At 59.3% G+C, this 23916-nt stretch carries 15 protein-coding genes; 10 read left to right on the top strand and 5 right to left on the bottom strand.

The window, feature by feature from the left end:
• Positions 1-31: 31 nt before the first annotated feature.
• Together WA928_RS00870 and WA928_RS00865 are read left to right on the top strand one after the other, a co-directional pair.
• Positions 32-607 (top strand): hemerythrin domain-containing protein, encoded by a 576-nt coding sequence (locus tag WA928_RS00870; protein WP_424298518.1) that lies wholly within the window; start codon positions 32-34, stop codon positions 605-607.
• Between the two features lie 115 nt (positions 608-722).
• Entirely contained in the window at positions 723-2615 is a 1893-nt protein-coding gene (locus tag WA928_RS00865; protein ID WP_424298364.1) for an FAD-dependent monooxygenase, read from the top strand.
• A gap of 37 nt (positions 2616-2652) precedes the next feature.
• Here WA928_RS00865 and WA928_RS00860 read toward each other — a convergent pair whose 3' ends face one another.
• On the bottom strand, positions 2653-3864 hold the full coding sequence (locus tag WA928_RS00860; protein ID WP_424298361.1) for a benzoate/H(+) symporter BenE family transporter: 1212 nt from the start codon (positions 3862-3864) through the stop codon (positions 2653-2655).
• A gap of 27 nt (positions 3865-3891) precedes the next feature.
• Positions 3892-5175 (bottom strand): EAL and HDOD domain-containing protein, encoded by a 1284-nt coding sequence (locus tag WA928_RS00855; RefSeq protein ID WP_424298358.1) that lies wholly within the window; start codon positions 5173-5175, stop codon positions 3892-3894.
• 151 nt (positions 5176-5326) lie between these two features.
• Between WA928_RS00855 and WA928_RS00850 the strand changes: the two genes are divergently transcribed.
• A complete protein-coding gene (locus WA928_RS00850; protein WP_424298355.1) occupies positions 5327-6454 on the top strand; it encodes an aminotransferase class V-fold PLP-dependent enzyme in 1128 nt (375 codons plus the stop codon).
• Positions 6455-6482: 28 nt separating this feature from the next.
• On the opposite strand, the gene WA928_RS00845 is transcribed toward WA928_RS00850, so the two are convergent.
• A complete protein-coding gene (locus WA928_RS00845) occupies positions 6483-7244 on the bottom strand; it encodes an ABC transporter permease (RefSeq protein ID WP_350383205.1) in 762 nt (253 codons plus the stop codon).
• Complete coding sequence (locus tag WA928_RS00840) at positions 7244-8206, bottom strand: ABC transporter ATP-binding protein (protein ID WP_424298352.1); 963 nt, start codon at positions 8204-8206, stop codon at positions 7244-7246. The genes WA928_RS00845 and WA928_RS00840 overlap by 1 nt, the downstream gene beginning before the upstream one ends.
• 189 nt (positions 8207-8395) lie before the next feature.
• Here WA928_RS00840 and WA928_RS00835 point away from each other — a divergent pair, with 189 nt between their 5' ends.
• The gene (locus WA928_RS00835) at positions 8396-8905 is read left to right on the top strand and encodes a C40 family peptidase (protein WP_424298349.1); all 510 of its coding nucleotides are present in this window, start codon (positions 8396-8398) and stop codon (positions 8903-8905) included.
• A gap of 18 nt (positions 8906-8923) precedes the next feature.
• Here WA928_RS00835 and WA928_RS00830 read toward each other — a convergent pair whose 3' ends face one another.
• Positions 8924-9706, bottom strand: a complete 783-nt coding sequence (locus WA928_RS00830; RefSeq protein WP_424298346.1) for a YggS family pyridoxal phosphate-dependent enzyme — start codon at positions 9704-9706, stop codon at positions 8924-8926.
• A 183-nt stretch (positions 9707-9889) separates the two neighbouring features.
• Between WA928_RS00830 and recC the strand changes: the two genes are divergently transcribed.
• The 6 genes from recC (at position 9890) to tadA (ending at position 23866) form a co-directional block, all read left to right on the top strand.
• The gene (gene recC / locus WA928_RS00825; protein ID WP_424298343.1) at positions 9890-13471 is read left to right on the top strand and encodes an exodeoxyribonuclease V subunit gamma; all 3582 of its coding nucleotides are present in this window, start codon (positions 9890-9892) and stop codon (positions 13469-13471) included.
• On the top strand, positions 13468-17133 hold the full coding sequence (gene recB / locus WA928_RS00820) for an exodeoxyribonuclease V subunit beta (RefSeq protein ID WP_424298341.1): 3666 nt from the start codon (positions 13468-13470) through the stop codon (positions 17131-17133). The genes recC and recB overlap by 4 nt, the downstream gene beginning before the upstream one ends.
• The gene (gene recD / locus WA928_RS00815; RefSeq protein WP_424298339.1) at positions 17126-19138 is read left to right on the top strand and encodes an exodeoxyribonuclease V subunit alpha; all 2013 of its coding nucleotides are present in this window, start codon (positions 17126-17128) and stop codon (positions 19136-19138) included. Before recB ends, recD begins: the two co-directional genes overlap by 8 nt.
• A gap of 66 nt (positions 19139-19204) precedes the next feature.
• Positions 19205-20851, top strand: coding sequence for an acyl-CoA synthetase (locus tag WA928_RS00810; protein WP_424298337.1), 1647 nt, complete (start codon positions 19205-19207; stop codon positions 20849-20851).
• Positions 20848-22350, top strand: coding sequence for an NAD(P)H-hydrate dehydratase (locus tag WA928_RS00805; protein WP_424298336.1), 1503 nt, complete (start codon positions 20848-20850; stop codon positions 22348-22350). Before WA928_RS00810 ends, WA928_RS00805 begins: the two co-directional genes overlap by 4 nt.
• On the top strand, positions 22343-23866 hold the full coding sequence (tadA, locus tag WA928_RS00800; RefSeq protein ID WP_424298334.1) for a tRNA adenosine(34) deaminase TadA: 1524 nt from the start codon (positions 22343-22345) through the stop codon (positions 23864-23866). Before WA928_RS00805 ends, tadA begins: the two co-directional genes overlap by 8 nt.
• The last annotated feature ends 50 nt before the right edge of the window (positions 23867-23916 follow it).

Here is a 23916-nt window from a genome sequence, read left to right as displayed (position 1 = left end):
CGGCGATACTGTTGCGCCTGTACCCAAATCCGTGCCTGCGATCGAAGCAATTCGCAACGAACATCGCGCGATTGCAGCTGTCTTGAATGCGCTCTCGGCAATCGTCAAAGAAATCGAGGCCGGGCGTTTGGCGCCAGATTTTATCTTGCTGGCCGCCCTGATCGAGTACATCGCAGAGATGCCGGACAAGCTGCATCATCCCAAAGAAGAACAGATCTTTGCACTGTTGCGTACCAAAACACGCGAGCAAGACGAGCATCTGGATCGCCTGGAGGCGCAGCATCAGAATACGCTGCGAGCCACCAGCGAGCTGGACCGTGCCCTGGTGCATTACATGCAGGCAGGCGCATCCGGTTTCGCAGGATTCCGGGATGCAGTGGATACCTACATGACAGAAGAATGGGATCACATGGGTACTGAAGAGCGCCATATCCTGCCGGCTGCACGCAAGTATTTCGCACTCGATGAATGGCACACCATCAATCAGGATTTTGTCCGTAACGGTGATCCCTGGGCCGGCCCGAACAATCAGTATGCACAGCTCTTCAGCCGAATCGCCAGAATGGCGCCAGCGCCCATTGGGGTAGGTGGTTCGCATTCAATCTGATTTTTTGTTCAATTGACAAGGTTTCCCCTCAGGAAACACGCATGATCCTAGGTGCGCGGCCACAGGTGCGGGTTCAGATCGCCGCCGCTGATAAGCAGGATCTTGGAGATATGTTATGCAGTTTCATCATCAGGGGTACGTTTCTGCGGATCCGCGCATTCAACCTGCCGCCGGTATAGGGTTGAACCGTCCTGCCGAGTTGCCGGACCATGTGGATGTTCTGATTGTCGGCGCAGGGCCGGCGGGTGTCGTGGCGGCGGCACAGCTGGCCCAGTTTCCCGAGATTACCACCCGCCTCGTGGATCGTCGGGCCAGCCGCCTGGAAGTCGGGCAGGCCGACGGTATCCAGCCGCGCAGTGTCGAGACCTTTGAAGCCTTCGGTTTTGCTGACCGCATCGTGGCCGAAGGCTGCCGGGTGGTTGAAACAGCCTTCTGGAAACCGGACCCCAAGGATCCGGCCCGGATTGCCCGGACATCCCGGGTGCTGGAAGATCCCAATCATGTCAGCGAGTATCCCCATATCACCGTCAATCAGGCGCGTGTTCTGGATTATTTCTCGGAGGCAATGGCTTTTGCCCCCACTCGCATGCAAACCGACTGGGGGTATGAGTTCCAGTCGCTTGAGCGCACAGAGACGGGCTCGCATCCACTTAAGGTTACCTTGCTTAAAAAAAGCGCTGATGCACCGGATGAAACCCGGATTGTGCATGCCAGGTTTGTGGTGGGAGCTGATGGTGCCCACAGCCGGGTGCGCGCAGCCATTGGCTGCACGCCGGCCGGGGACTCCTCCAATCATGCCTGGGGTGTCATGGATTTGCTGGCAGTCACGGACTTTCCGGATATCCGGATCAAGTGCGCCATTCAGTCAGACCAGGAAGGCAGTATCTTGCTGATCCCGCGTGAAGGCGGGCATTTGTTCCGGCTGTATGTCGATCTTGGTGAGGTTGATCCGGCAGATCGTGGCGCAGTGCGTAAAACGTCTGTCGATCAGGTGATTGCCCGGGCCAGGAAAATCCTGCACCCCTACAACCTGGATGTGCGGGATGTGGCGTGGTTCAGTGTCTACGAAGTTGGGCATCGGGTCTGTGATCGCTTTGATGACGTGCCGCCGGCAGAAATCGGCACACGCACGCCACGGGTGTTTATCGTGGGTGATGCCAGCCACACGCACAGTGCCAAAGCCGGGCAGGGGATGAATGTCTCCATGCAGGATGGCTTCAATCTGGGCTGGAAGCTGGCCCATGTGTTGCAAGGCCGCAGCCCTGCCAGCCTCTTGCATACCTATTCTGGTGAGCGTCAGGTGGTAGGCGAGGACATCATCCGTTTTGACAAGCGTTGGGCATCGATCCTGGCAAAGCGCCCGGAAGATTTTTCCAGCCCCCAGGCCCTCGAAGACGCATATCTGCAGATTACCGAGTTTGCTCAAGGCTTTATGACATGCTATCCGCCGTCCATGATTGCGGGCGAGGGTGAGTATGCGGGCCTGGCCTCGGGCTACCCCATTGGCCGGCGCTTCCGATCGGCGATGGTTGCGCGGGTTGCTGACGGCGTGGCATTGCATATGGGCCATGAAGCCCGTGCCGATGGCCGGTGGCGCCTGTATGTGTTTGCAGATCGGGCTGCGGCGGGGCAATCCGAGGCGATGCGCACTCTGGCCGACTGGCTGCAACATGCAGCCGAGTCGCCTTTGCGTGGCTATACGCCTGGCGGGCTGGATGCAAACGCCTGGTTCGACCTGTCTGTCATCTACCAGCAACTGCACACAGAAATTGACATTAACCAGGTGCCGGCCGTCTTTAAGCCCGCCGTAGGACGGTTTGGCCTGACAGACTACGAACGGGTGTACTCGGTATTGCCGGGCGACGATATTTTTGCGCAGCGCCAGATTGATCGGGACGGTGCGATGGTGCTGGTCAGGCCCGATCAGTATGTGGCCCATGTATTGCCTTTATCGGCCACCATCAGGCTCGGTAAATTTATCGGCGGGTTTACCAGCCGCCAGTCTTGAACCATGGGGGGCGGGCGGCTATAGAGATCTTGCTTCTTTAGCTGTGCCGCCTGTGCTGCAAGGCCAGATGGCATACCATCCCGATCACCAGGCCCCAGAAGGCGCTGCCGATACCCAGCAAGCTCATTCCGGAAGCGGTGGCCAGAAAAGTGATGAGAGCGGATTCCCGATGAGCGGGTATGGCCAGTGCGTCATGCACGCTGCTGCCTAGCGTGCCCAGCAGGGCCAGGCCTGCGATGGCCGCCACCAGCGCGTGAGGAAAGGCTGCAAACAGTGCCACCACCGTGGCGCCAAAGATGCCTGTCAAAAAATAGAAAATACCGGCCCACACCGAGGCCTTGTAGCGCTCGCGTGAGTTGGGATCTGCATCCGGGCTCATGCAGATGGCAGCCGTGATGGCGGCCAGGTTATAGGCAAAGCCGCCAAACGGCGCCAGAATAATGCCCGTGAGGCCTGTCCAGGAAATCAGGGGCGATGCAGGTACATCGCTGTAGCCATTGGCCCTGAGCACTGCCAGACCAGGCACGTTCTGCGATGTCATGGTGACAATAAACAAGGGTAGTGCGACGCCGATCAGGGCAGAGACTGAAAAGGATGGTGCCATCCACACGGGATGGGCGGGTGTCCAGTTGAGGCCTCCCAGAGGTAGCTGGCCTTGCACGCCGGCAACCACTATCCCGGCCAGCAATGCAAGCGGCACGCTGTAGCGGGGCAACAACCGCCGGGCAAGGATAAAGGTGGCCACCATGGCAAATACCAAGGTGGGTTGTGCCTGCAATGAGGTAAACAGGTCCATCCCAAAGCGCAACAAGATGCCTGCCAGCATCGCTGACGTCAGATGGTGAGGCACCCAGTTCATGATTTTCTGAAACCAGCCGGTGATACCGCACAGGGTGATCAGCACGGAGCTGACAATGAACACACCAATTGCCTGGGATAGTCCGATGTCGCCAAGGCTGGTGGCCAGCAGGGCTGCACCCGGGGTAGACCAGGCTGTCAGCACGGGGGCTTTCCAGGCCAGTGACAGCCCGATACAGCTGATCCCCATACCTACGCCCAGCGCCCACATCCATGAGGCCAGTTGCGCTTCTTGCGCGCCTGCTGCGCTGGCTGCCTGAAAGATGATGGCCACAGAGCTTGTGTAGCCCACCAGTACAGCAATAAAACCAGCTGACAGGTGCGAGATTTTGAACCACGCCCCGAGTCGGGAAAAGGCAGAAGCGGCCGGCTCGGGGCTGGGTGGTTTCATGTCGGACGGTCAGACATCAGCAAATCATCACGGTGCAGCGCGGGTGATGCCATGTGCCCAGGTAAAGGCATCCTGCACCAGCGGTGCAATTTGGCTGCTTGTTTGTTGCAAGTTGTTTAGCAATGAAGCGAGGTCTTCTGTCTGGTCGCGATCCGAGGGAAACAACAATGCGGCCAGTCGGAGCTCATCACCCAGGGGGCCTGTGCGATGCAGCAGGGCTTCCCGAATAGGCACGTCCAGTTGGATCTGTTGCAGCAGATCCACCATTGTGCTGTTAAACATTTGGTCGATCACTGACAATATGCCTGTTGTAAAGGCAGACTCTGCCCGGACAGTTTGTTCTGGATATTTTTGCTTGGACAATGCTTCCATCAGGTGTCCACGCGCGCTGGCCTGAATCAGGACGGGAGACAGGTAACCGGTGGGCCTGCCGGCCTCGGTATACATCAGTATTTGTATCCAGCGTTGGAGCTCGCGGCGCCCCAGCAGCATGATGGCCTGGGGCAGGGAGGTGATTTCCTGGCTTAAGCCATAGGCTGGTGTATTCACCATATCCAGCAAGATCTTGACCAGCTCGCTGTCTTGTTCAAGACAGCGCTGGATCTCGGGGGTTTCGCCTTCGCCCATGATCAGGGACACCAGATTGAGCAAGGTTTTCTGGCGGACAGATAAAGTGTTGGCGGCGACCAGGTCGCGTGGCCACTGGCCTGCGTACAAGGTAAAGCCCAGCAGCAGAAAATTATCCAGCGTGGCTTTGTCGGGTGGATCAATGGCCAGCAACAACCGCCCTGCCTGCTTATGCTGAAAGCTTTGTTTAAATATATCAGCCTTGGTGCTGATGGCGGTGTTAAACCCCACCACTTTGACAAATGGCAGCAGGCTGCTGCGCTCGGGTTGTGCGGCAAGGTCGCCGCGCAGGCTGAAGCCCAAACCGCCATGTGCCAAGCCTTGCAGCGCCTGGATGAGCTCAGGCGTGAGGTCGAGGATATCGGGAAACTCGAGATAGCAGCGGTTGCGCGGAAGCATGACGGCCATTGTGCTTTGCAGCAGGGCCGGTGTTGCATCAATCCAGTGGGGGGCGTATGCCAGCAGCTGGTTGATCCCGTACTCTCGGGCGGCTTGCATGACGGCCAGGCCGGCGTCAGCGCCGGGGTATTGTGGATCTGTCCATAGAATACGGAGACGATATCCGTGCAGGCCCTGATCTTTATTGAGGACAGGCTCTCGTCGGATCAAAAAAGGGAGGGGTGCATCTGGGGGTGTTTCTTGTTCCTTGGGGGTGTCCTGCTCGGCCATCAGGCTGGTCTCCATTGTGTCTCTTTTGGTGTTGAGCCGGAACCGTACGGCATCCTGCCCGCTGATTTTTATCTTATTGTGCAATGGTTGGCTGCATGCGTTCACTCATCGCGCAGGACATTATAGGTAAGTCTACAATCGGGAGGTTGATAAACCGGAGATACCCATGCCAGGATTGCTACCCAAGGTAGACCCAGAAGGTCTGCTGGAATACTCGGTGGTCTACACCGACCGCGCATTGAACCACATGTCTCAGTCCTTTCAGGAAGTCATGCGGGATATTTCCCAGACGCTCAAAAGCGTTTATGGCGCTCACTCGGCGATTGTGATTCCGGGGAGTGGCACCTTCGGCATGGAGGCGGTTGCCCGCCAGTTTGGCACCAATAAACGCTGCCTCGTGATACGCAACGGCTGGTTCAGCTATCGCTGGACGCAGATTTTTGAAGCAGGCAATATCCCCTCCGAATCACGTGTCCTGAAAGCACGTCCCATCGAGTCCGGCGCGCAGGCATTTTTTGCACCGCCTCCCGTCCAGGATGTCGTGGCTGCGATTCACGAATTCAAACCCGACGTTGTCTTTGCCGCACACGTTGAAACCGCGTCGGGCATCATGCTGCCCGAAGAATACATTCGCCAGGTGGCGGATGCAGTGCACGAGGAAGGTGGCCTTTTTGTGCTGGATTGCATTGCATCGGGCACCATCTGGGTCAATATGCGTGATGTGCACGCCGATGTGCTGATCTCCGCCCCTCAAAAGGGCTGGACGTCATCTGCCTGCTGCGGGCTGGTGATGCTCAGTGAAACCGCCCGTGAGCGCATCGAATCCACCCAAAGCACCAGCTTTGCCTGTGATCTGCGCAAATGGCTGGGGATCATGGAAGCCTACGAGAAAGGCGGGCACGCTTACTACACCACACTGCCAACGGATGCTCTGATCATCTTGCGCAACGTCATGGCCGAGACACACGCTTATGGCTACGACCGCGTCAAGGCCGAGCAGCAGCAGTTAGGTGATGCCGTGCGCGCCCTGTTGCGCGAACGGGGCTTTAAAAGTGTGGCAGCCCCGGGCTTTGAAGCGCCGGGTGTGGTGGTGAGCTACACCACGGACGATGGCATCCACTCCACCCGCAAGTTTGCAGAGGCGGGCTTGCAAGCCGCCGCCGGGGTGCCGCTGGCTTGTGACGAGCCTGAAGGCTTCAAGACGTTCCGCCTTGGTTTGTTTGGCCTCGATAAGCTGCACAACATTCCGCGCACGGTCGAGTCACTTGCAAAGGCGCTGGATCGGATGGAGTAAAGACTGACAACGCCCACCGGCCCTGGTATCAGGGCCGCAGGCGATAGCCTGTGCGGAAAATCCAGGCCACTGTTACTAGGCAAACAGCCAAAAACACCAGTGTCATGGCCAGGCTAAGCCATACGTTTACGTCTGCCAGGCCGAAGAAACTCCAGCGAAACCCGCTGATCAGGTAAACCACCGGATTGAGCAAGGTCACTTGCTGCCAAAAGGGTGGCAGCATATCGATTGAATAGAAGCTGCCCCCCAGGAAGGTCAGGGGGGTTACGATCAGCAGCGGCACAAACTGCAGTTTTTCAAAGTTGTCCGCCCAGATGCCGATAATGAAACCAAGCAGGCTGAACGTCAGTGCCGTCAGCACCATAAAGGCAGCCATCGCCAGGGGGTGGTCGATTCTCAGGGGCACAAACAGCGTGGCAGTTGCCAGGATGATGATCCCCAACAGCACTGATTTGGTGGCTGCCGCACCGACGTATCCCAGCAAGATATCCAGATAGGACATAGGCGCCGACAGGATCTCGTACAGGGTGCCGGTAAATTTCGGAAAATAAATACCAAATGCAGCATTTGAAATACTGTGCGTGAGCAAAGACAGCATGATCAAGCCAGGCACGATAAATGCTCCATAGCTGACGTCGCCCACTTCCTGGATGCGCGATCCAATCGCAGTGCCAAACACCACAAAATAAAGAGAGGTTGAAATGACCGGCGCAATGATGCTTTGCATCAGCGTGCGCCAGGTACGGGCCATCTCGAAACGGTAGACAGCATAGATTGCGGGCCAGTTCATCAATTGGGGTTCCGGATGAGGTCTACGAAAATATCTTCCAAGGAGCGCTGTTCGGTGTCCAAGTCGGCCAACACCAGTCCGGCAGACTGCAAGGCTGACAATAGTGCAGGCACACCCTTGCCGGCATCGGTGGATTCGTATCGGTAGTACAAGGTGTGCTGGTCAGGCGCAAGCGTCAATGACCAGCTTTTCAGGGCTTCAGGCAGCTGCGTCAGTGGATGTGCCAGATGCAGGATCAGGCGTTTTTGTCCCAATTGGTGCATCAGCCTGGCTTTTTCTTCAACCAGCAGCAGGCGGCCCTGGTTGATAATGCCGATACGATCGGCCATTTCTTCGGCTTCTTCGATGTAGTGTGTAGTAAGAATGACGGTGACGCCGGTGGCACGCAGGGATCTCACCAGATTCCACATGTCCTTGCGCAAGGCTACATCAACCCCGGCGGTGGGTTCGTCCAAAAATAAAATGGTGGGGTCGTGTGACAAGGCCTTGGCAATCATTACCCGCCGCTTCATGCCACCTGACAGGGTCAGCAGCCGGCTGTCGCGTTTCTCCCATAGCGACAAGGATTTCAGGATCTCTTCAATGCGCTGCGGGTTGGGCGATTTGCCAAACAGGCCGCGGGTAAAGCAGACGGTATCCCATACGGTTTCAAACGCGTCGGTGGTCAGCTCCTGGGGCACCAGGCCGATAGCGCTGCGGGCCTCGCGGTAGTCGTGCACGATATCGTGGCCGGCTACCTGTACAGAACCGCTACTGGGGTTCACCAAGCCACAGATGATGCTGATCAGGGTAGTCTTGCCCGCCCCGTTAGGGCCCAGGAGAGCAAAGATCTCACCCTGCTGGATGCTCAGGCTGACGGCGTGCAGCGCCTGGTGGCCGGAGGCGTAGGTCTTTTCGAGAGAGTGGATATCGATGACCGAACTCCGGGATGGAGTTGGGTGGGTTTCTGCAGAGTCTGACATATTGGGTAGGTGGTATCCGCTAACGCCTTATCGGGTTGCAATGAAGGCGGTGTGGGCCTGGACAGTAGACAGTGCCGTCAAACTGAGGCACCCTGCCAACAGAAGCAGGCTCTTAAAGGGCCTGGCCGTGGTCTTCATGGTTTGTCTTGCGACGGTTGGATAACCTTTTTGAATGGTTTGATTATAAGCATGGCTGCTTTTATCCCACGCCAAGTGACGCGGTTTTGTGTGACGCTCGCTGCAGCAGTGTTGCTGGCGGCGTGTGCGGGCCCGCAGGGTGGACACTCTGGTGTTGCCCAGGGCCCCCACATCAGTCCAGCCCAGCGCACAGAAGTCGTTTTGACGGCGCTCAGCCTTCTGGATACCCAGTACCGCTATGGCGGGGCCAGGCCAGTGGGTGGTTTTGATTGCAGTGGCTTGGTCAAATATGTGTTTGCAACCGCCACAGATACCCGGCTGCCGCACAATACCGATCAAATTGCGCAACTCAGCCAACCGGTGCCGCGCAGCCAGTTGCAGCCTGGTGATCTGGTATTTTTCAATACGCTGGGGCGGCGTAATTCGCACATGGGCATTTATGTGGGTAATGGTCGTTTCATCAATGCGCCTTCCACGGGTGGCCGTGTGCGCATTGATTCTCTGGATAATGTCTACTATCGCCGGCATTTTCAGTCGGTGGGTACCCTGTTTGCCCGCTAAAACGGCTTGCCATGCCGCTTAGCGTTTGGCTGCTTCGGGCCAATAGTGGCTGTCGGGCAACACTCTAGAGCCGAAAATCGCCTGCCCCACCCGTACGGTGGTAGCGCCTTCTTCGATCGCCCATTCGAAATCGCCTGACATGCCCATGGAAAGCTCGGCGAAGTCCGGGCCTTGAGGAGCCTCTTGGCGCAGTTGATCGCGCAGGCTGTGTAATAACCTGAAGCAGGGGCGCACGTGGTTTTGGTCAGAGGAAAACAGGGCCAGCGTCATCAAACCACGTACACGCAAGGCGCTATAGGCCGGTAAGGCGCGTGCAAATTCCATCACCTGATCAGGAACCAGACCAAACTTGCTGGCCTCGCCCGAGGTGTTGACCTGCACAAACACATCCAGGGCGCGGCCTTCTTCCTGCAGTCGGCGATCCAGTGCCTCGGCGACCCGCAGGTTATCCAGTGCTTGAAACTCTTTTGCAAAGCGGGCCACAAACTTGGCCTTGTTGGTTTGCAGATGGCCAATCACCGCCCAGTCCAGATCAGAGAGATCCTGCATGGATTCCCATTTGCCGTAGGCTTCCTGCACCTTGTTTTCGCCCAGCAGGCGGCACCCGGTAGCGTAGGCCATGCGGATCCTGGCTTCATCTACTGTTTTGCTGACGGGCAGTAGCCGTACCTCGGCCGGATCCCGGCCGGCACGCTGGCAGGCCGCCAGAATACGTTGTTGGATATCGGCAAGGTTTGCCTGAATTTCTTCTTGTGAGGTGGCCGTATGATAGGCGGGGCGGGCAGGGACAGCAGCACTCATGGTGGTTCTCGAAAAAAAGCGGGTCAGCGCCCTAAAGGATACCTCTTTATGGCTGTGGCCTTGCATACCCATCATCTGTGCGCCGGTGCAAAGTCCTTGGCATGGCGTGCCTGCCCGGGCCGCTGCCCGGATCCCGTATGATGTCAAATGTCGTGGCGCAAGCATCCGGAAACAGGGAGGGAGATGAACACGCAGGCCATCGAACTGACACCAGGATTGGTGCTGGTGCACGGCAATCGCGCCGAACAGCTGAGAGACGTGCTGGCTGCCTGGATGCAGCATAGCCCGCTGGAACCCCTCGAAAACGAATGCGTTTTGGTGCAAAGCAATGGCATCGCCCAGTGGCTGCGGCTGGCGCTTGCCGACAACCGTTACGGCGGCGTAGCCGCAGCTCTGGATTTTCTGTTGCCGTCCCGCTTTATGTGGCAAGCCTACCGCAGCGTGCTGGGGCCAGAGTCGGTGCCCGAGCGCTCGGCCCTGGACAAGGATGCACTCGTCTGGCGGCTTATGCGTCTGCTGCCGGAGCTGTCTGCTCAGGCCAGGTACGCCGTCTTGCAGCGGTTTTTGACAGATGATCCTGATGTGCGCAAGCGCTACCAGCTAGCATGTCAGGTGGCTGATATTTTTGACCAGTACCAGGTGTACCGGGCAGATTGGTTGCAGGCCTGGGCTGAGGGCCGGCAGGTGCTTCCAGGGATGCATGGCGAGCCCGATATCCCCGTGACACAAGTTTGGCAGGCACACCTGTGGCAGGATCTGTTGGCCGATCTGGCGGCGGATCCCCAGGTGTGCAGCCTTTTACAGGCGGAAGGCCGTCCCGTGGCCGGCCGCGCAGCCATCCACGAAGCTTTTATGGCTAAAGTGCAGACCAAGCGCTTGGATCACCGGCCCCAGGGGCTGCCACGTCGCATCCTCGTGTTCGGGATTTCTGCCATGCCCCGTCAGGCATTCGAAGCACTGGCCGCCCTGTCCCGGTGGGTTCAGGTATTGGTGTGTGTCCATAACCCTTGCGCCCACTATTGGGCCGATATCCAGGGCGGGCGGGAGGTCTTGCGGGCGCGGTTCAAGCGTCAGGCACGCCGCCCGGGTTTACCGGACCATCTGGATGAAGCTGCCTTGCATCAGCAAACCCATCCCCTGTTGGCCTCGTGGGGGCGCCAGGGGCGTGATTACATCGGCATGCTGGATGATTTTGATGATCCGGCCCAGAGAGCCCGCTGGATTCCTCAGTTTGATGCCCTGCATCAACGCATTGATGCGTTCGAGACGCTGCCGGGTGCTATGTTGCTGGCGCAGTTGCAGGATGATATGCGTGATCTTCGGCCTCTGAGCGAAACCCGCCAGCGCTGGCCTGCCATCGATCCCGCGACAGACCACTCCATCTGTTTTCATGTGGCGCACAGTGCCTTGCGCGAAATCGAGATCCTGCAGGACCAACTGCTGGCAGCGTTCGATGCAGATCCTTCCTTGCATGCACGGGATGTCATCGTCATGGTGCCTGACATTGACACCTACGCCCCGCATATTCAGGCGGTCTTTGGCTTGTATGGGCCTCAGGATGCGCGTCATATTCCCTACAACCTGGCAGACCGCAGCACTCGCCAGACCGATCCGCTGATGGTGGTGCTCGAACAACTGCTGTTTTTGCCGCGACAACGTCTGGGTCTCTACGAAGTACTGGAATGGCTGGAGGTACCGGCCTTACGCCGCTGTTTTGAGATCTCTGCAGAAGACTTGCCCGCCGTTCAGGCCTGGGCACGTGAAGCCCGGGTGCGCTGGGGCTTGCATGCGAGCCATCGGGATTCGTTTGATCTTGCCCAGTCACCACAAGCAGCCTATCGATATACCTGGCAATTTGGCTTCGACCGTATGCTGCTGGGGCATGCGGCGGGCGCCAGTTCCTCTGCCTGGCAAGGTATCGAGCCCTATGCCGAGCCCTCCGGGCTGCAGGCAGTTGTCCTGGGTGGAATCGGACATTTGCTGGATCGGCTGGATCACTATTGGCAGATACTGGCCAAACAAGCCACGCCAGGGCAGTGGCTAAGCCAGTTTCAGTCCTTGCTGGCAGACTTTTTTGTGCCGGATACCGATGCCGAGGCCCTGATTCTGGGGCAGTTTCGTGAATCGCTGCTGGCCTGGTTCGAGCACTGTGAGGCCGCCGGCCTGCAAGAGCCTTTGCCTTCCTCTATCGTGGCCGAACATTGCCTGGCACAGATCGATCGCTCAGGTTTGTCACAGCGGTTCTTTGCGGGCTCTGTCACGTTTGCAACCTTGATGCCTATGCGCGCCATTCCCTTCCGTCGGGTGTGCCTGCTGGGGATGCAGGATGGCGAGTTCCCGCGTCGGGCGGTGCCCTCGGATATGGACTTGATGGTCAGCCATCCTCGGCCGGGCGATCGTTCCCGACGAGAAGACGACCGTTATCTGTTTCTCGAGGCGGTGCTGTCTGCGCGCGACCAGTTATATCTCTCGTGGGTTGGACGCAGCATCCTGGATAACGCAGAGCAGCCACCGTCCGTCTTGATCTCGCAATTGCGGGATCACCTTGATCGTGGCTGGCAGTGTACCGATACTCAGGTGCCTGTCTCTGAAGCCCTCACGTGCCTGCACCCCCTTCAGCCGTTCAGTCTTCGGTATTTTCCTTCCAACCCATTGGCCGGCGCCAAAGCGCTCTTCACCTATGCGCACGAGTGGCGCTCTCGCCTCCCGGCTACGCAGCCATCTGCTGCGCTTGCGCAGCCAGACGATGACGTCACAGCAACGCTGAAGCTGGAAGATTTGCAACGTTTTTTAAAGACCCCTGTCGAGCAGTTTTATCGTCGGCGCCTGCGGGTGGGCTTCAATGACATGACTCAGTCGGAAGACGAAGAAGAACCATATCTGTACGACGGCCTCCAGAAATGGCAGCTAGACGGCCGTTTGCTGGAGGCGGTTTGCCAGGCGGCATCTTCAGGCGTGGATCTGGCAAATAGCCCTCAAGCCGGCCTGATGGCAGCGTTGGATAAGGCCTTGCTTCGCCTGCAAGGAGAGGGGGGGATTGTCGACGGCAGCCTGGGAGACTCGATTGCCGCACGTATCAAAGCCTCGTTGGTGCCCGCCATCGAGCAGTACGTAGAGGCGTGCACCCAGTGGCCGCTTGACGCAAAAGGTCATTCCTTGCGACTTTCCCAGATGCTGCCGGGCACCGGCAACCTTGCTGCGTTTGAAGACGCCCTGGGTGGCTGGCGGCAAAGCGCCGACGGCCAGTGGGCGCGAGTCATCCTGCAGCCCAGCCACCTGGTGAAGTCCAGCAGTCATTACGCATTCAAAAACATGGTGGCTGCGTGGGTTGAACATATTACCGCGCATGTCTGGGCGCGGCCTTCCACCCTGGTGCTGATTTCACCCAAAGGAAAAATCCAGTTTGACCCTTTGCCCGTGCACGAGGCGCAGCGCGTGTGGGGCAACTGGTGGGCCGTCTGGCAGCAGGGCCAATCAGCCCCATTGCCGATAGAGATCGAATCCGCTTCGGCCTGGCTTAGGGCGGGTGCCGATCCAGACCCTGGCAGTGGTGCGTGGCAGGCAGCAGAGAAAGCCTATCAGCAGGCACAAGATCGTTCGTTGTGCCTGCGTCGCAGCTACGCAGATTTTGCACAGCTGGTGTCGGATGGTCGCTTTTTTGATCTGGCCAACACACTGTATGGTTCCCTGGCTGCAGCATTGCCACAAAAAAAGCAGCGCTCAGCGGGTAGCAAGCAAGCCCTCCGGCAAGAGGATGCCGTATGACAAATCATCCTGGCATCGACCCGGTTGCCATTGCCCAAGTAGACCCCCTGCATTTCAGCCTGCGTGGCAGTCATCTGATAGAAGCCAGTGCAGGCACGGGCAAGACGTGGACAATTGCCGCACTTTATGTGCGTCTGGTGCTTGGGCACGGTGGCCAGGCAGCGCGGCTGCCCGCGCAGATCCTGGTGCTGACGTTTACCGAGGCAGCCACACACGAGTTGCGGGATCGTATCCGCAGCCGCCTGATCCAGGCGGCTGCCTGCTTTGCCGGCCCTTCGGTTTCTGCCGAAGAGTGTCAGGATCCGTTTTTGTGTGCCTTGCGGGCAGAGTATCCAACAGCCCAATGGGCCGGGTGCGCACGTTTGCTGGATCTGGCTGCACAATCCATGGATGAAGCCGCCATTTCCACCATCCATGGCTGGTGTAACCGGGTGCTTGGCGAACACGCCTTCGATAGCAGTCAGCTGTTTCATCAGCAACTGCTCGAAAATCTGGCAGACCTCACACGGGAAGTCGCCTGGGATTATTGGCGGGCCTGCGTGGCATCCCTGGATGGCCGCTCGCTGGATATCGTGCTGGGTATGTGGGCCAACCCGGATGCGCTGGCGGCAGCCATGTCTTCGGCCCTTACCCGTGAGGGGCTGCCACAGGTCGAAATAGATTCCCTGCAATCAGCGTGTCAGCAGGGGATGGCCGAACAGCAAGCCCAGGTGCGTGTGCTTAAGGTGGCCTGCGAGGCCACCCTGGACGATTTCCAGACCTGGCTTGAGTCTCAGGGCGGTGCAATCAAAATTGATGCCAGATCCAGAGGCAAGTGGCTGGGTGCTTTGCGCGCGTGGGTGCTTGATGACGAGCAGATCCGGCCCGCGCTGACTGACACGGGTTTGGCTGCTCTCACACCAGAAGGGCTGGCAAGCCGTTGGCGTGGCGAAGGCCAGGTGCCCAGTTGGCCGGCAGGCAGCGATGTAGTGCAGGCGCTGGTGGCCCAATTGCCGCAGCTGTCCCATGCCTTGCGTGCGCCTGTGTATGAGCATGCGCTGGTGTGGATGGCGCAGCGGCTGCAGGCCATGCTGACGCAGCGCGGTGCGATGGGCTTTGATGGCTTGCTCAGCAACCTCGACTCCGCCTTGCGCCGGGCGCAGGGAGAGGCGCTTGCGCAAACCTTGCGACACCAGTTTCCCGTGGTGATGATTGATGAGTTTCAGGATACGGATCCTCTGCAGTACCGGATCTTTGATCGCATCTATCGGGTGGCAGAGCCTTCACCCGACACCGCACTGATCTTTATCGGAGACCCCAAACAAGCCATCTACGGGTTTCGGGGGGCGGATGTACAAACTTATCTGCTGGCCGCTCAGGCCTGTGCCGGACGCGTCCAGACCCTGAGCCGAAACTATCGGTCAGACAGCCTTCTGGTGCAGGCCGTCAATCATTGTTTCGATCGCCACGAGGGTGGCGCGGTGTTTCCCACCGCTCGGCACGCTGAGTCCATTGCCTTTCATCCCGTGCGGGCCGAGGGACGGGCCGAGCGCTGGTTCTCTGATGGCAAACATCCGGCAGTGTTGCAGGCTGCCTGGCTGACTCCCGAAGACGCCGATACCCTGTCAAATACGGCCTATCGCAATAAAGCGGCCATGCTTTGTGCAAGTCAAATCGTTCAGGTGCTTCGAAGCGGTGCTGAGGGGCAGGCGGGTTTTCTGTCGGCCGAGGGCCTGCGGGCCGTGCGCCCGTCTGATGTGGCTGTATTGGTGAATTCCCGGGGAGAAGCCCAGGCTGTACGGGATGCCCTGACGGCGCTGGGTGTCCGTAGTGTGTATTTGTCAGATCAGCGTTCGGTATATGCCACCGAAATCACGCAGGAGATTGGCTTCATCCTGCAGGCGTGCGCACATCCTCAGGACGAGGCGGCCATTCGCGCAGCCCTGGCAACACCCTTGCTGGCGCAGTCTTTGTCGCAACTGGCGCAGTGCGTGGATGACGAATGGGCCTGGGATGAGCGGGTGGAACAATTCCAGGCCTATGCCGTACGCTGGCGCGAGGCGGGTGTTTTACCCGTTTTGCGTCAGGTGTTCCACGATTTCGATGTGCCGTCGCGGCTGCTATCCCTGGGTGCTGCTGGTGAGCGCCAGCTGACGGATTGCCTTCACGTGGCCGAGCTGCTGCAGCAGGCCAGCGTGCAGCTGGATAGCGAAGAAGCGCTATTGCATTACCTTGCCCGTCAGCGTGAAAGCGCACAGGATGCCGTCACCGAGGATGCCCGGCGGGTTCGCCTCGAAAGTGATGATCAACTGGTTCGTGTGGTCACGGTTCACAAATCTAAAGGGCTGGAATACCCCTTGGTATTTCTGCCGTTTGTCTGCAGTGGTGGGTGGCCGGGCCCCAAATCCGGGCCACAGCAATTGCACTGGGATGGTCGGCGTCAGTGGCTGTTTCAGCTGGATGATGCCCAGGCGCAGCAATGGGCGCTTGAACAGCTTGGCGAAGAAGTCCGAAAGTTTTATGTGGCCCTGACCCGTGCAAAGTTTGCCGTCTGGCTGGTTTTGGCTGATGTCGACAAGCGCAGCACCAGTGGCATTGCCCATGCGCTGGGCGATCCTCTCAAAAATGCCTGGGATGAGCGTTGCCGCTTATATCCGGATCAGTTTGCCTGGTTGCCGGATAGTCCTCAAGGCGATGAAGTGGGCCAGGAGGGTCGGGCGGGCATTTCCGTGGTTTCCCCTGCCCAAGCGCCTGGGCCTGCCCGGCGCTTGTCCCGGCCGGTGCTGGATACTCCCTGGTGGATTGCCAGTTATTCTGCCTTGCATTGGGATGATGCAGGCCAGATCAGGGCCCGAGCACGTCCGGATGCTCCTGAGACAGTGATAGAGGAGATCTTGCGTGAAGACCTTCCTGTGCAAGTGTCTCAGCTGGAGGCCGACGATGCACCGCTAGCCCTGCCAGGGTTTCCTCGTGGCAGTGAAGCCGGTACCTTTTTGCATGGTTTGCTGGAGTGGGCAGGGCAGCGCAATTTTCGCCAGTTGGAGGGGGTGCGAGACATGATCGCGCGGCGCTGTGCCGTGCGTGGATGGGAAGCCCATATCGACATGTTGCACGACTGGCTGTTGCAGTTTGCCCAGACACGCTGGTTTCCAGATTTGCCACAAGCCCCCGTGCTGCAGCTAAACCAGATACAACGTTGTCTGCCCGAGATGGAGTTCTGGCTGCCGGTACAGCACCTGTCTGTGCAGGCACTGGATAAAGCCCTCACGGCCGGCACCTTTGGTGCGATCCCTCGGCCGGCACTGCAGCCGCACCTGCTGAATGGCCTGTTCAAGGGCTTTATCGATCTCACCATACAGGCGGATGGCCGTTATTACCTGATCGACTACAAATCAAATGATCTGGGACCGGCGTGGCAGGATTATGCGCATGAGGCTCTGGTCAAAGCAGTGTGCGCTGCCCGCTACGATGTCCAGATGCTGATGTATGTGCTGGCCTTACATCGGCAGTTGCGCGCCCGCCTGCCGGATTACGACTATCACCAGCATATGGGGGGCGCCGTCTACATGTTCCTTCGGGGCCAACCGTCTCCAGGGCAGGGCCTGATTTCTCTGCGTCCGCCCAGAGCCCTTGTTGATGAGCTGGATGCGCTGTTGCTGGGGCCGGAGCCTGCCTATGACTGATCATTTTCCGGACCCATCGGCGGGAAACCAGAACACTGTGCAGGCACCCTATTTGCCGAGGGGGCAGTCGGGTCATTGGCCGGATTGGCTGCAGTATGGCCAGGAAGATCCCGTGCGCAATCTGGATGTGGCATTTGCCCGCTTCCTGGCTCAGTGTGATCCCAGTGCATCTCCTCTTGCCTTGCGGCTGAGCTTGCTGTGCTCCGCCCAATTGGCCCAAGGCCATGTATGTCTGGATCTGATGGCCCCCGCAGTGCATTTGCCAGCCTCCCCCGAGCGCTGCCTTGAACAGTTGGCGTCGGCGGTATTTGTCGGTGATGGAACCGGCCCCGAGCCTCTGGTATTGCATGACACCCGCCTTTACCTGGCACGTTACTGGCATGCGGGTACCCGGATTCGCAACAGTATTGCCAGCCGGTTGTTGCCGGTTGATGATCCGGCTGTGGATGTTGCTCTGGCTCGCCAGTGGCTGGATACGCTTTTTCCGCCAGACCCAAAAGACACTGGCTTCAATTGGCAGAAGCTGGCTTGTGCGATGGCCTTGCGACAACGCTTCAGCATCATCACCGGCGGCCCGGGTACGGGTAAAACCACCACAGTGGTGCGCTTGCTGGCTATTTTGCAGGGCCTGGCGCAGGCGGGGGGTGTTTCTCAAAGTTTGCGCATCCGGTTGGCAGCGCCTACCGGCAAGGCGGCTGCACGGCTCAGCGAATCCATTTCAGATCAGTTGCAAGCGCTTCTCGCTACTGCAGATCTGGTACTGAAGGCAGCGTTGGACAGCGTCCCTTCGGGGGTGCAGACCGTGCATCGGCTGTTGGGCAGCCGTCCCGATACTCGGCAGATGCGCCACCATGCGGGGCACCCGCTGGATATTGACGTGCTGGTGATCGATGAAGCTTCGATGCTGGATATCGAAATGGCAGATGCAGTGACCGCTGCCTTGCCACCTCATGCACGCCTGATACTGCTGGGCGACAAAGACCAACTGGCGTCTGTAGAAGCAGGCGCGGTGTTGGGCGAGCTTTGCCGCGACGCAGAGGCCATGCACTACACCGAAGCCACGTGTCGCGCATTGGACGACTTATCCGGCCAGGATGTGTTGCTGGCCGCCAAGGCACTGACGCTCGCCCAGGAAGATTCTGCGCAGGCGCCGCATTGCCCTGATCTGGCCGGCTCAGATTTGTCGCAAGCTGTCGTGATGTTGCGGCATAGCCGCAGGTTTGGTGTCGATAGCGGGATTGGCCGTTTTGCCGGTGCCGTGAACCGGGGAGATGTCCGTGCGGTGCGAGCGCTGCTGCATGCCGGGCTGCCAGATCTCCAGAGTTTTTCGGGTGCAGGCTGGCTGCAGCGTTGTGAGGCCTTGTCGGCGTCGGGTTATCCGGCTGTATTCAGTGCCATGCGTGACCAACGTCCTGGCAACGATGCCGGGCAGTTGTTGTGGGATCACTGGGCACTCGAGCTCTTGCATCTGCAAACCCGCTTTCAAGTGCTGTGTGGCTTGCGTGACGGGCCTTGGGGGGTGCAGGGGCTTAATCAGCAGATTCATACCGCCTTGCAGGGCTTGGGGTGGGTCGCGTCCGATGCCCGCCAATGGTATGCAGGGCAGCCGGTGCTTGTGCGTCGCAATTTGCCCCACCTGGGCCTGGCCAACGGAGATATGGGACTGGTGTTGCCCGTGCCGGGCCCATCAGGCAAGCCGCATCGCTTGCGGGTGGCGTTTGCCGGGATAGGGCTGCAAAAAGTGCGTTGGGTGTCCCCTGCGCGTTTGCCTGATCTCGAAACGGCCTACGCCCTGACGGTTCATAAATCCCAGGGCTCGGAGTTCGATCGTGTGGTGTTGGTGATGCCTGATCAGGCCGTCCCCCTGGTTACCCGCGAGCTGCTATATACCGGCGCAACGCGTGCCCGCAAGCATCTTGCGCTGGTGCTGCCGGGAGGGGATTCGGTATTGCGCGAGGCGGTGTTGCGACGCACCCGGCGGGCCGGCGGCATCTGGGACCCCTGAGCCCGGTCAAGTACTGCAGACGCCTGCTTCGCCGCTAAAATGATTGTTCCTCTACTGGAGACGCCCATGCCATCGATCTTCGACCAGAATCTGCCGCAGACACCGGCCAACTTTGCGCCGCTGACACCTTTGTTCTATCTCGAGCGGGCCGCTGATGTATACCCTGATCGCCTGGCGGTGGTGCATGGTCTGGGGCCATCGGCACTGCGCTATAACTGGCACCAGCTCTATCAGCGGTGCCGCCGGCTGGCCAGTGCGCTACTGCAGCATGGTCTGGGGCAAGACGATACGGTTGCCGTGATGCTGCCCAATATCCCTGCCATGGTAGAGGCGCATTTCGGCATCCCGATGGCGGGTGCTGTACTCAATACGCTCAACACCCGGCTTGATCCAGCCACTGTGGCGTTCATGCTCGACCACGGCGAAGCGCGTGCCGTGATTGTTGATCGTGAGTTTTCGGCTGTCATGTCTCAGGCGTTGGACTTGCGTCAGCGCGAGACACCGTTGCTCGTCATTGATGTGGATGATCCGCTTTATGACGGCCCCGGGGATCGCATTGGCACACTGGAATACGAAGCCCTGCTGGCGCAGGGTGATGCAGATTTTTCATGGCGGCCTCCTGAGTCCGAGTGGGATGCAATCTCCCTGAACTACACCAGCGGTACCACTGGCAACCCCAAGGGGGTTGTCTACCATCATCGCGGAGCCGCCATCAATGCGGTCTCCAATATCCTTGAGTGGGACATGCCCAAGCATGCTGTCTATCTGTGGACGCTGCCCATGTTTCACTGCAATGGCTGGTGTTTTCCCTGGACAGTCGCTGCCCGCACCGGCGTCAACGTGTGTCTCAGGCGGGTCGATGCACAGGCCATCATAGACCGCATGGTCGAGCATGGTGTTACCCACTATTGTGGCGCGCCCATCGTGCATAGCATGCTGGTCAATGCGCCGCAGGCCTTGCGTGATCGTATTCCCCCAGGGGTCAGCGCCATGGTGGCCGGGGCGGCACCGCCGGCCTCCATGATCGAAGGCATGGAGGCGCTGGGCATCGATCTCACGCATGTGTACGGCCTTACCGAGGTCTATGGCCCGGCCACCGCGTGTGCAAAGCACGCACATTGGCAGGATCTGGATATCGGCCAGCGCGCACGCCTGAATTCACGCCAGGGCGTCCGTTATCATCTCCAGCGCTCGGCTGATGTTTTGGATCCCGAGACGATGCAGGCAGTGCCGCATGATGGCGAAACCATGGGCGAAATCATGTTTCAGGGCAATATCTGCATGAAGGGGTATCTTAAAAACCCGCAGGCCACTCGGGCAGCCTTTGCGGGTGGCTGGTTTCACAGCGGAGACCTGGCTGTGGTGGATCCGGATGGCTACATCAAGATCAAAGACCGTTCCAAGGACATCATCATCTCGGGGGGTGAAAACATCTCCTCCATCGAGGTAGAGGACGTCCTGTATCGCCATCCGGCAGTACTGACGGCGGCCGTGGTGGCCCAGCCCGACGAGCGCTGGGGAGAAACCCCTTGCGCCTTCATCGAACTCAAGGCAGACGCCACCGTTACGGCAGAAGATATCATCGCGCATTGCAAGGCCCACTTGGCGGGCTTTAAAGTGCCGCGCCACATTATCTTTGGTGAGCTGCCCAAAACTTCCACAGGAAAAATACAGAAATTCGAACTCCGGCAGCAGGCGGCCGGCAAATCATGATGCGCACCGCTTCTTCCAGACATGTTTTGCTCACCACCGCCCAGATGGCGGCAGCCGATCAGGCGGCAGTGTCAGCAGGGGGGGCTTCCAGCGCCTTGATGGCGGCCGCAGGGGCGGCCGTGGCACGTGAAATCCAGGCCCGCTGGGCTCCCACCTCTGTCGTGGTGTTGTGCGGCCCGGGTAATAACGGCGGAGACGGTTTCGTGCTTGCATCCTGCCTGCAGGCTGCTGGCTGGCCTGTGCGCGTGGCACTGTGGGGAGACGCCTCCGCTCTGCGCGGAGACGCCGCCAATGCTGCCGCAGCCTGGGGGCGCGAGATAGCACCGGCGTCGCCCAAGGTGCTCGAAGGGGCCGGCCTGATTGTGGATGCGCTCTTGGGGGCGGGCTTGAACCGTACGCCTGATGCGGGCCTGAAAGCCCTGATTGAGGCCATTAATGCGGCGTTGGCTCCGGTATGTGCTGTGGATGTGCCCAGCGGGCTTGATGGCACGACCGGCCAGGCGCCCGGTGCAGCCGTACAGGCAGCGCTTACCGTCACCTTTTTTCGCCGCAAGCCCGGCCATGTGTTGTTGCCGGGGCGCAGCTTGTGTGGCGAGACACGCTGTGTGGATATTGGTATCCCGCCGTCGGTGCTAGACAATATCGCGCATGACACCTGGGTCAACGACCCGGATCTCTGGCTGTCCCGGTTTCCCTGGCCACAAGCCTCGGATCATAAATACCGGCGTGGCCATGTGCTGGTGGTCGGCGGTGAAACCATGCCTGGCGCCAGCCGCCTGGCGTGTCTGTCGGCTGCCCGCATTGGCGCAGGGATGGTCACGCTGGCTGTGCCACCGGTGGCATGGGCCGTACAGGCAACAGCACTCACCTCGGTTATGGTAGAGGCCCTGCCGGCAGATGGCCGCCTGGACAAGGCCTTGTCGGATGCACGGCGTTCGGTTTTGCTGATTGGCCCAGGGCTGGGGCGTTCTTCGTTGGCCCGATCTCAGGTTTTGTCAATGCTGGACACAAAACGGCCTTGCGTGCTGGATGCGGATGCACTCAGCGTGTTTGCAGATCAGCCCGAAATACTGATTCGGGCCTTGCACCCGCACTGTGTCATGACGCCCCACGAAGGCGAATTCGCGCGTTTGTTCATGGTGGCTGGTGATAAACGCCAACGGGCGTGTGCGGCAGCTCAGGCCTGCGGTGCTGTCGTGGTGCTCAAGGGGCCTGATACTGTCATTGCCGCGCCGGATGGTTCAAGTGTTATCAATGACAACGCGCCACCCACCTTGGCCACCGCAGGGGCAGGGGATGTGCTGGCGGGGGCCATTGCAGGGCTGTTGGCTGCCGGGATGCCCGGGTTTCTGGCGGCATGTGCTGCCGTCTGGTTGCATGGTCTGGCAGCCGACCAACAAGGCCTTGGTTTGCTGGCCGAAGATCTGCCCGCTGCGTTTCCCCAGGCGCTGGCCACTTTGGCCCGTCTGGGCGAGCCTCAACGGCATACGTATGGCTGAGACATCGGTGGTGCTGGATGATGAGTCGGCCATGGCGCTGGCCCTTGAGCAAGCCCGGTTGGCGGCGCAACTGGGCGAGGTGCCCGTGGGTGCCGTGGTGGTGGATGCCACCGGCAGGATGCTGGCTGCCGGCCATAACCGCACCATCCTCGACCACGACCCAACGGCCCATGCTGAAGTCGTGGCGTTGCGCCGGGCTGCCACGGCACTGGGTAATTATCGTCTGACGGGCGCACGCCTGTATGTCACGCTTGAGCCTTGTCTGATGTGCCTGGGGGCGATGTTTCATGCGCGGCTGGCAGAAATCGTCTATGGCGCGAACGACCCAAAAACCGGTGCATGTGGTGGCGTGGTCGATCTATCTCCGGTGTCGCGCCTGAATCATCGTACGCAGGTGCGCGGCGGGATTCTGGCATCAGAATCCGGTACCATGCTGCGCGATTTCTTTCGGGCCCGGCGGCGTTCTGCCGTACCTGCACCCCTACCAGAACCTGCTGTGCCGGCAGCAAATTATTTACCGGAAATCAAGCCCATCAAACCTTTGGCAAATACCATGAGCAATCACACCGAACATACCCATTGGGCATGCCCCACGGGTGCCGAGCATGCCCACCACCACGAACCTCCGTCCGGCATCTATCTGATCTCTCCCTCTGGGGCTGTGCCGGATCCTGCCGTGCTGGATCTTTCTGTACAGCGTCTCAAAGAGATGGGATATCGGGTGACGCTTGATCGCACCGTGAGTGCAGTGCACGAGCGCTTTGCCGGCACCGATCGCCAGCGGCTGGCATGCATCCAGCGTGCCCTGAAACAAAAACATCCGGTGGTGATGGCCACGCGCGGCGGGTACGGGCTTAGCCGTTTGCTGCCTTTTATCGACTGGCGGGCCGTGGCTGACAGCGGCAAAACCTTTATTGGGCAAAGTGATTTCACAGCGTTCAGCTTGGCCCTGCTGGCACAAACAGGCGCTGTCAGCCTGGCGGGGCCCACCGCCCTGTACGATTTTGGTGCGAAGAAAGTGGATGACCTGACCCAGGCACTGTTTCAGGAGACCTTGTCGGGCGAGCTCGAAATCCTGAGTTTCGAAACCACGGATGCAGACCCTGTAGATGCCCGGGGTATCTTGTGGGGTGGCAACCTGGCGATGGTGGCATCGCTGGTGGGTACCCCATATTTGCCTGATATTGATGGTGGTATTTTATTTCTCGAGGACATTGCCGAGCATCCATTCCGCATTGAAAGGATGCTTACCCAGCTGTGGCACGCCGGTGTGCTGGCAAAGCAGGCTGCCATCGTGTTGGGGCACTTCACCGATTACCGTCTGGCACCGCACGACAATGGCTACACCCTTGATTCTGTGGTGCACTGGCTGCGCAGCACAGTCAAAGTGCCGGTGGTCAGGGGGTTGCCGTATGGGCATGTCAAAGTTAAGGCCACCTTGCCTGTGGGCGCCCAGGCTGGGATTGCCACCGAAAAAGGCATGGCTCATCTGGTGTTGCAAGAGCACGAACACTGATTTATTCGGTCAGAAGCAAAGGTGCCCACCGAGGCTGCTAAAATCATAGG

The sequence above is a fragment of the Castellaniella sp. genome (assembly GCF_049651205.1).
Taxonomy (GTDB): domain Bacteria; phylum Pseudomonadota; class Gammaproteobacteria; order Burkholderiales; family Burkholderiaceae_B; genus Castellaniella.
The sequence above is the reverse complement of the archived record's forward strand: the minus strand, read 5'-3'. Positions and strand labels throughout refer to the sequence as shown.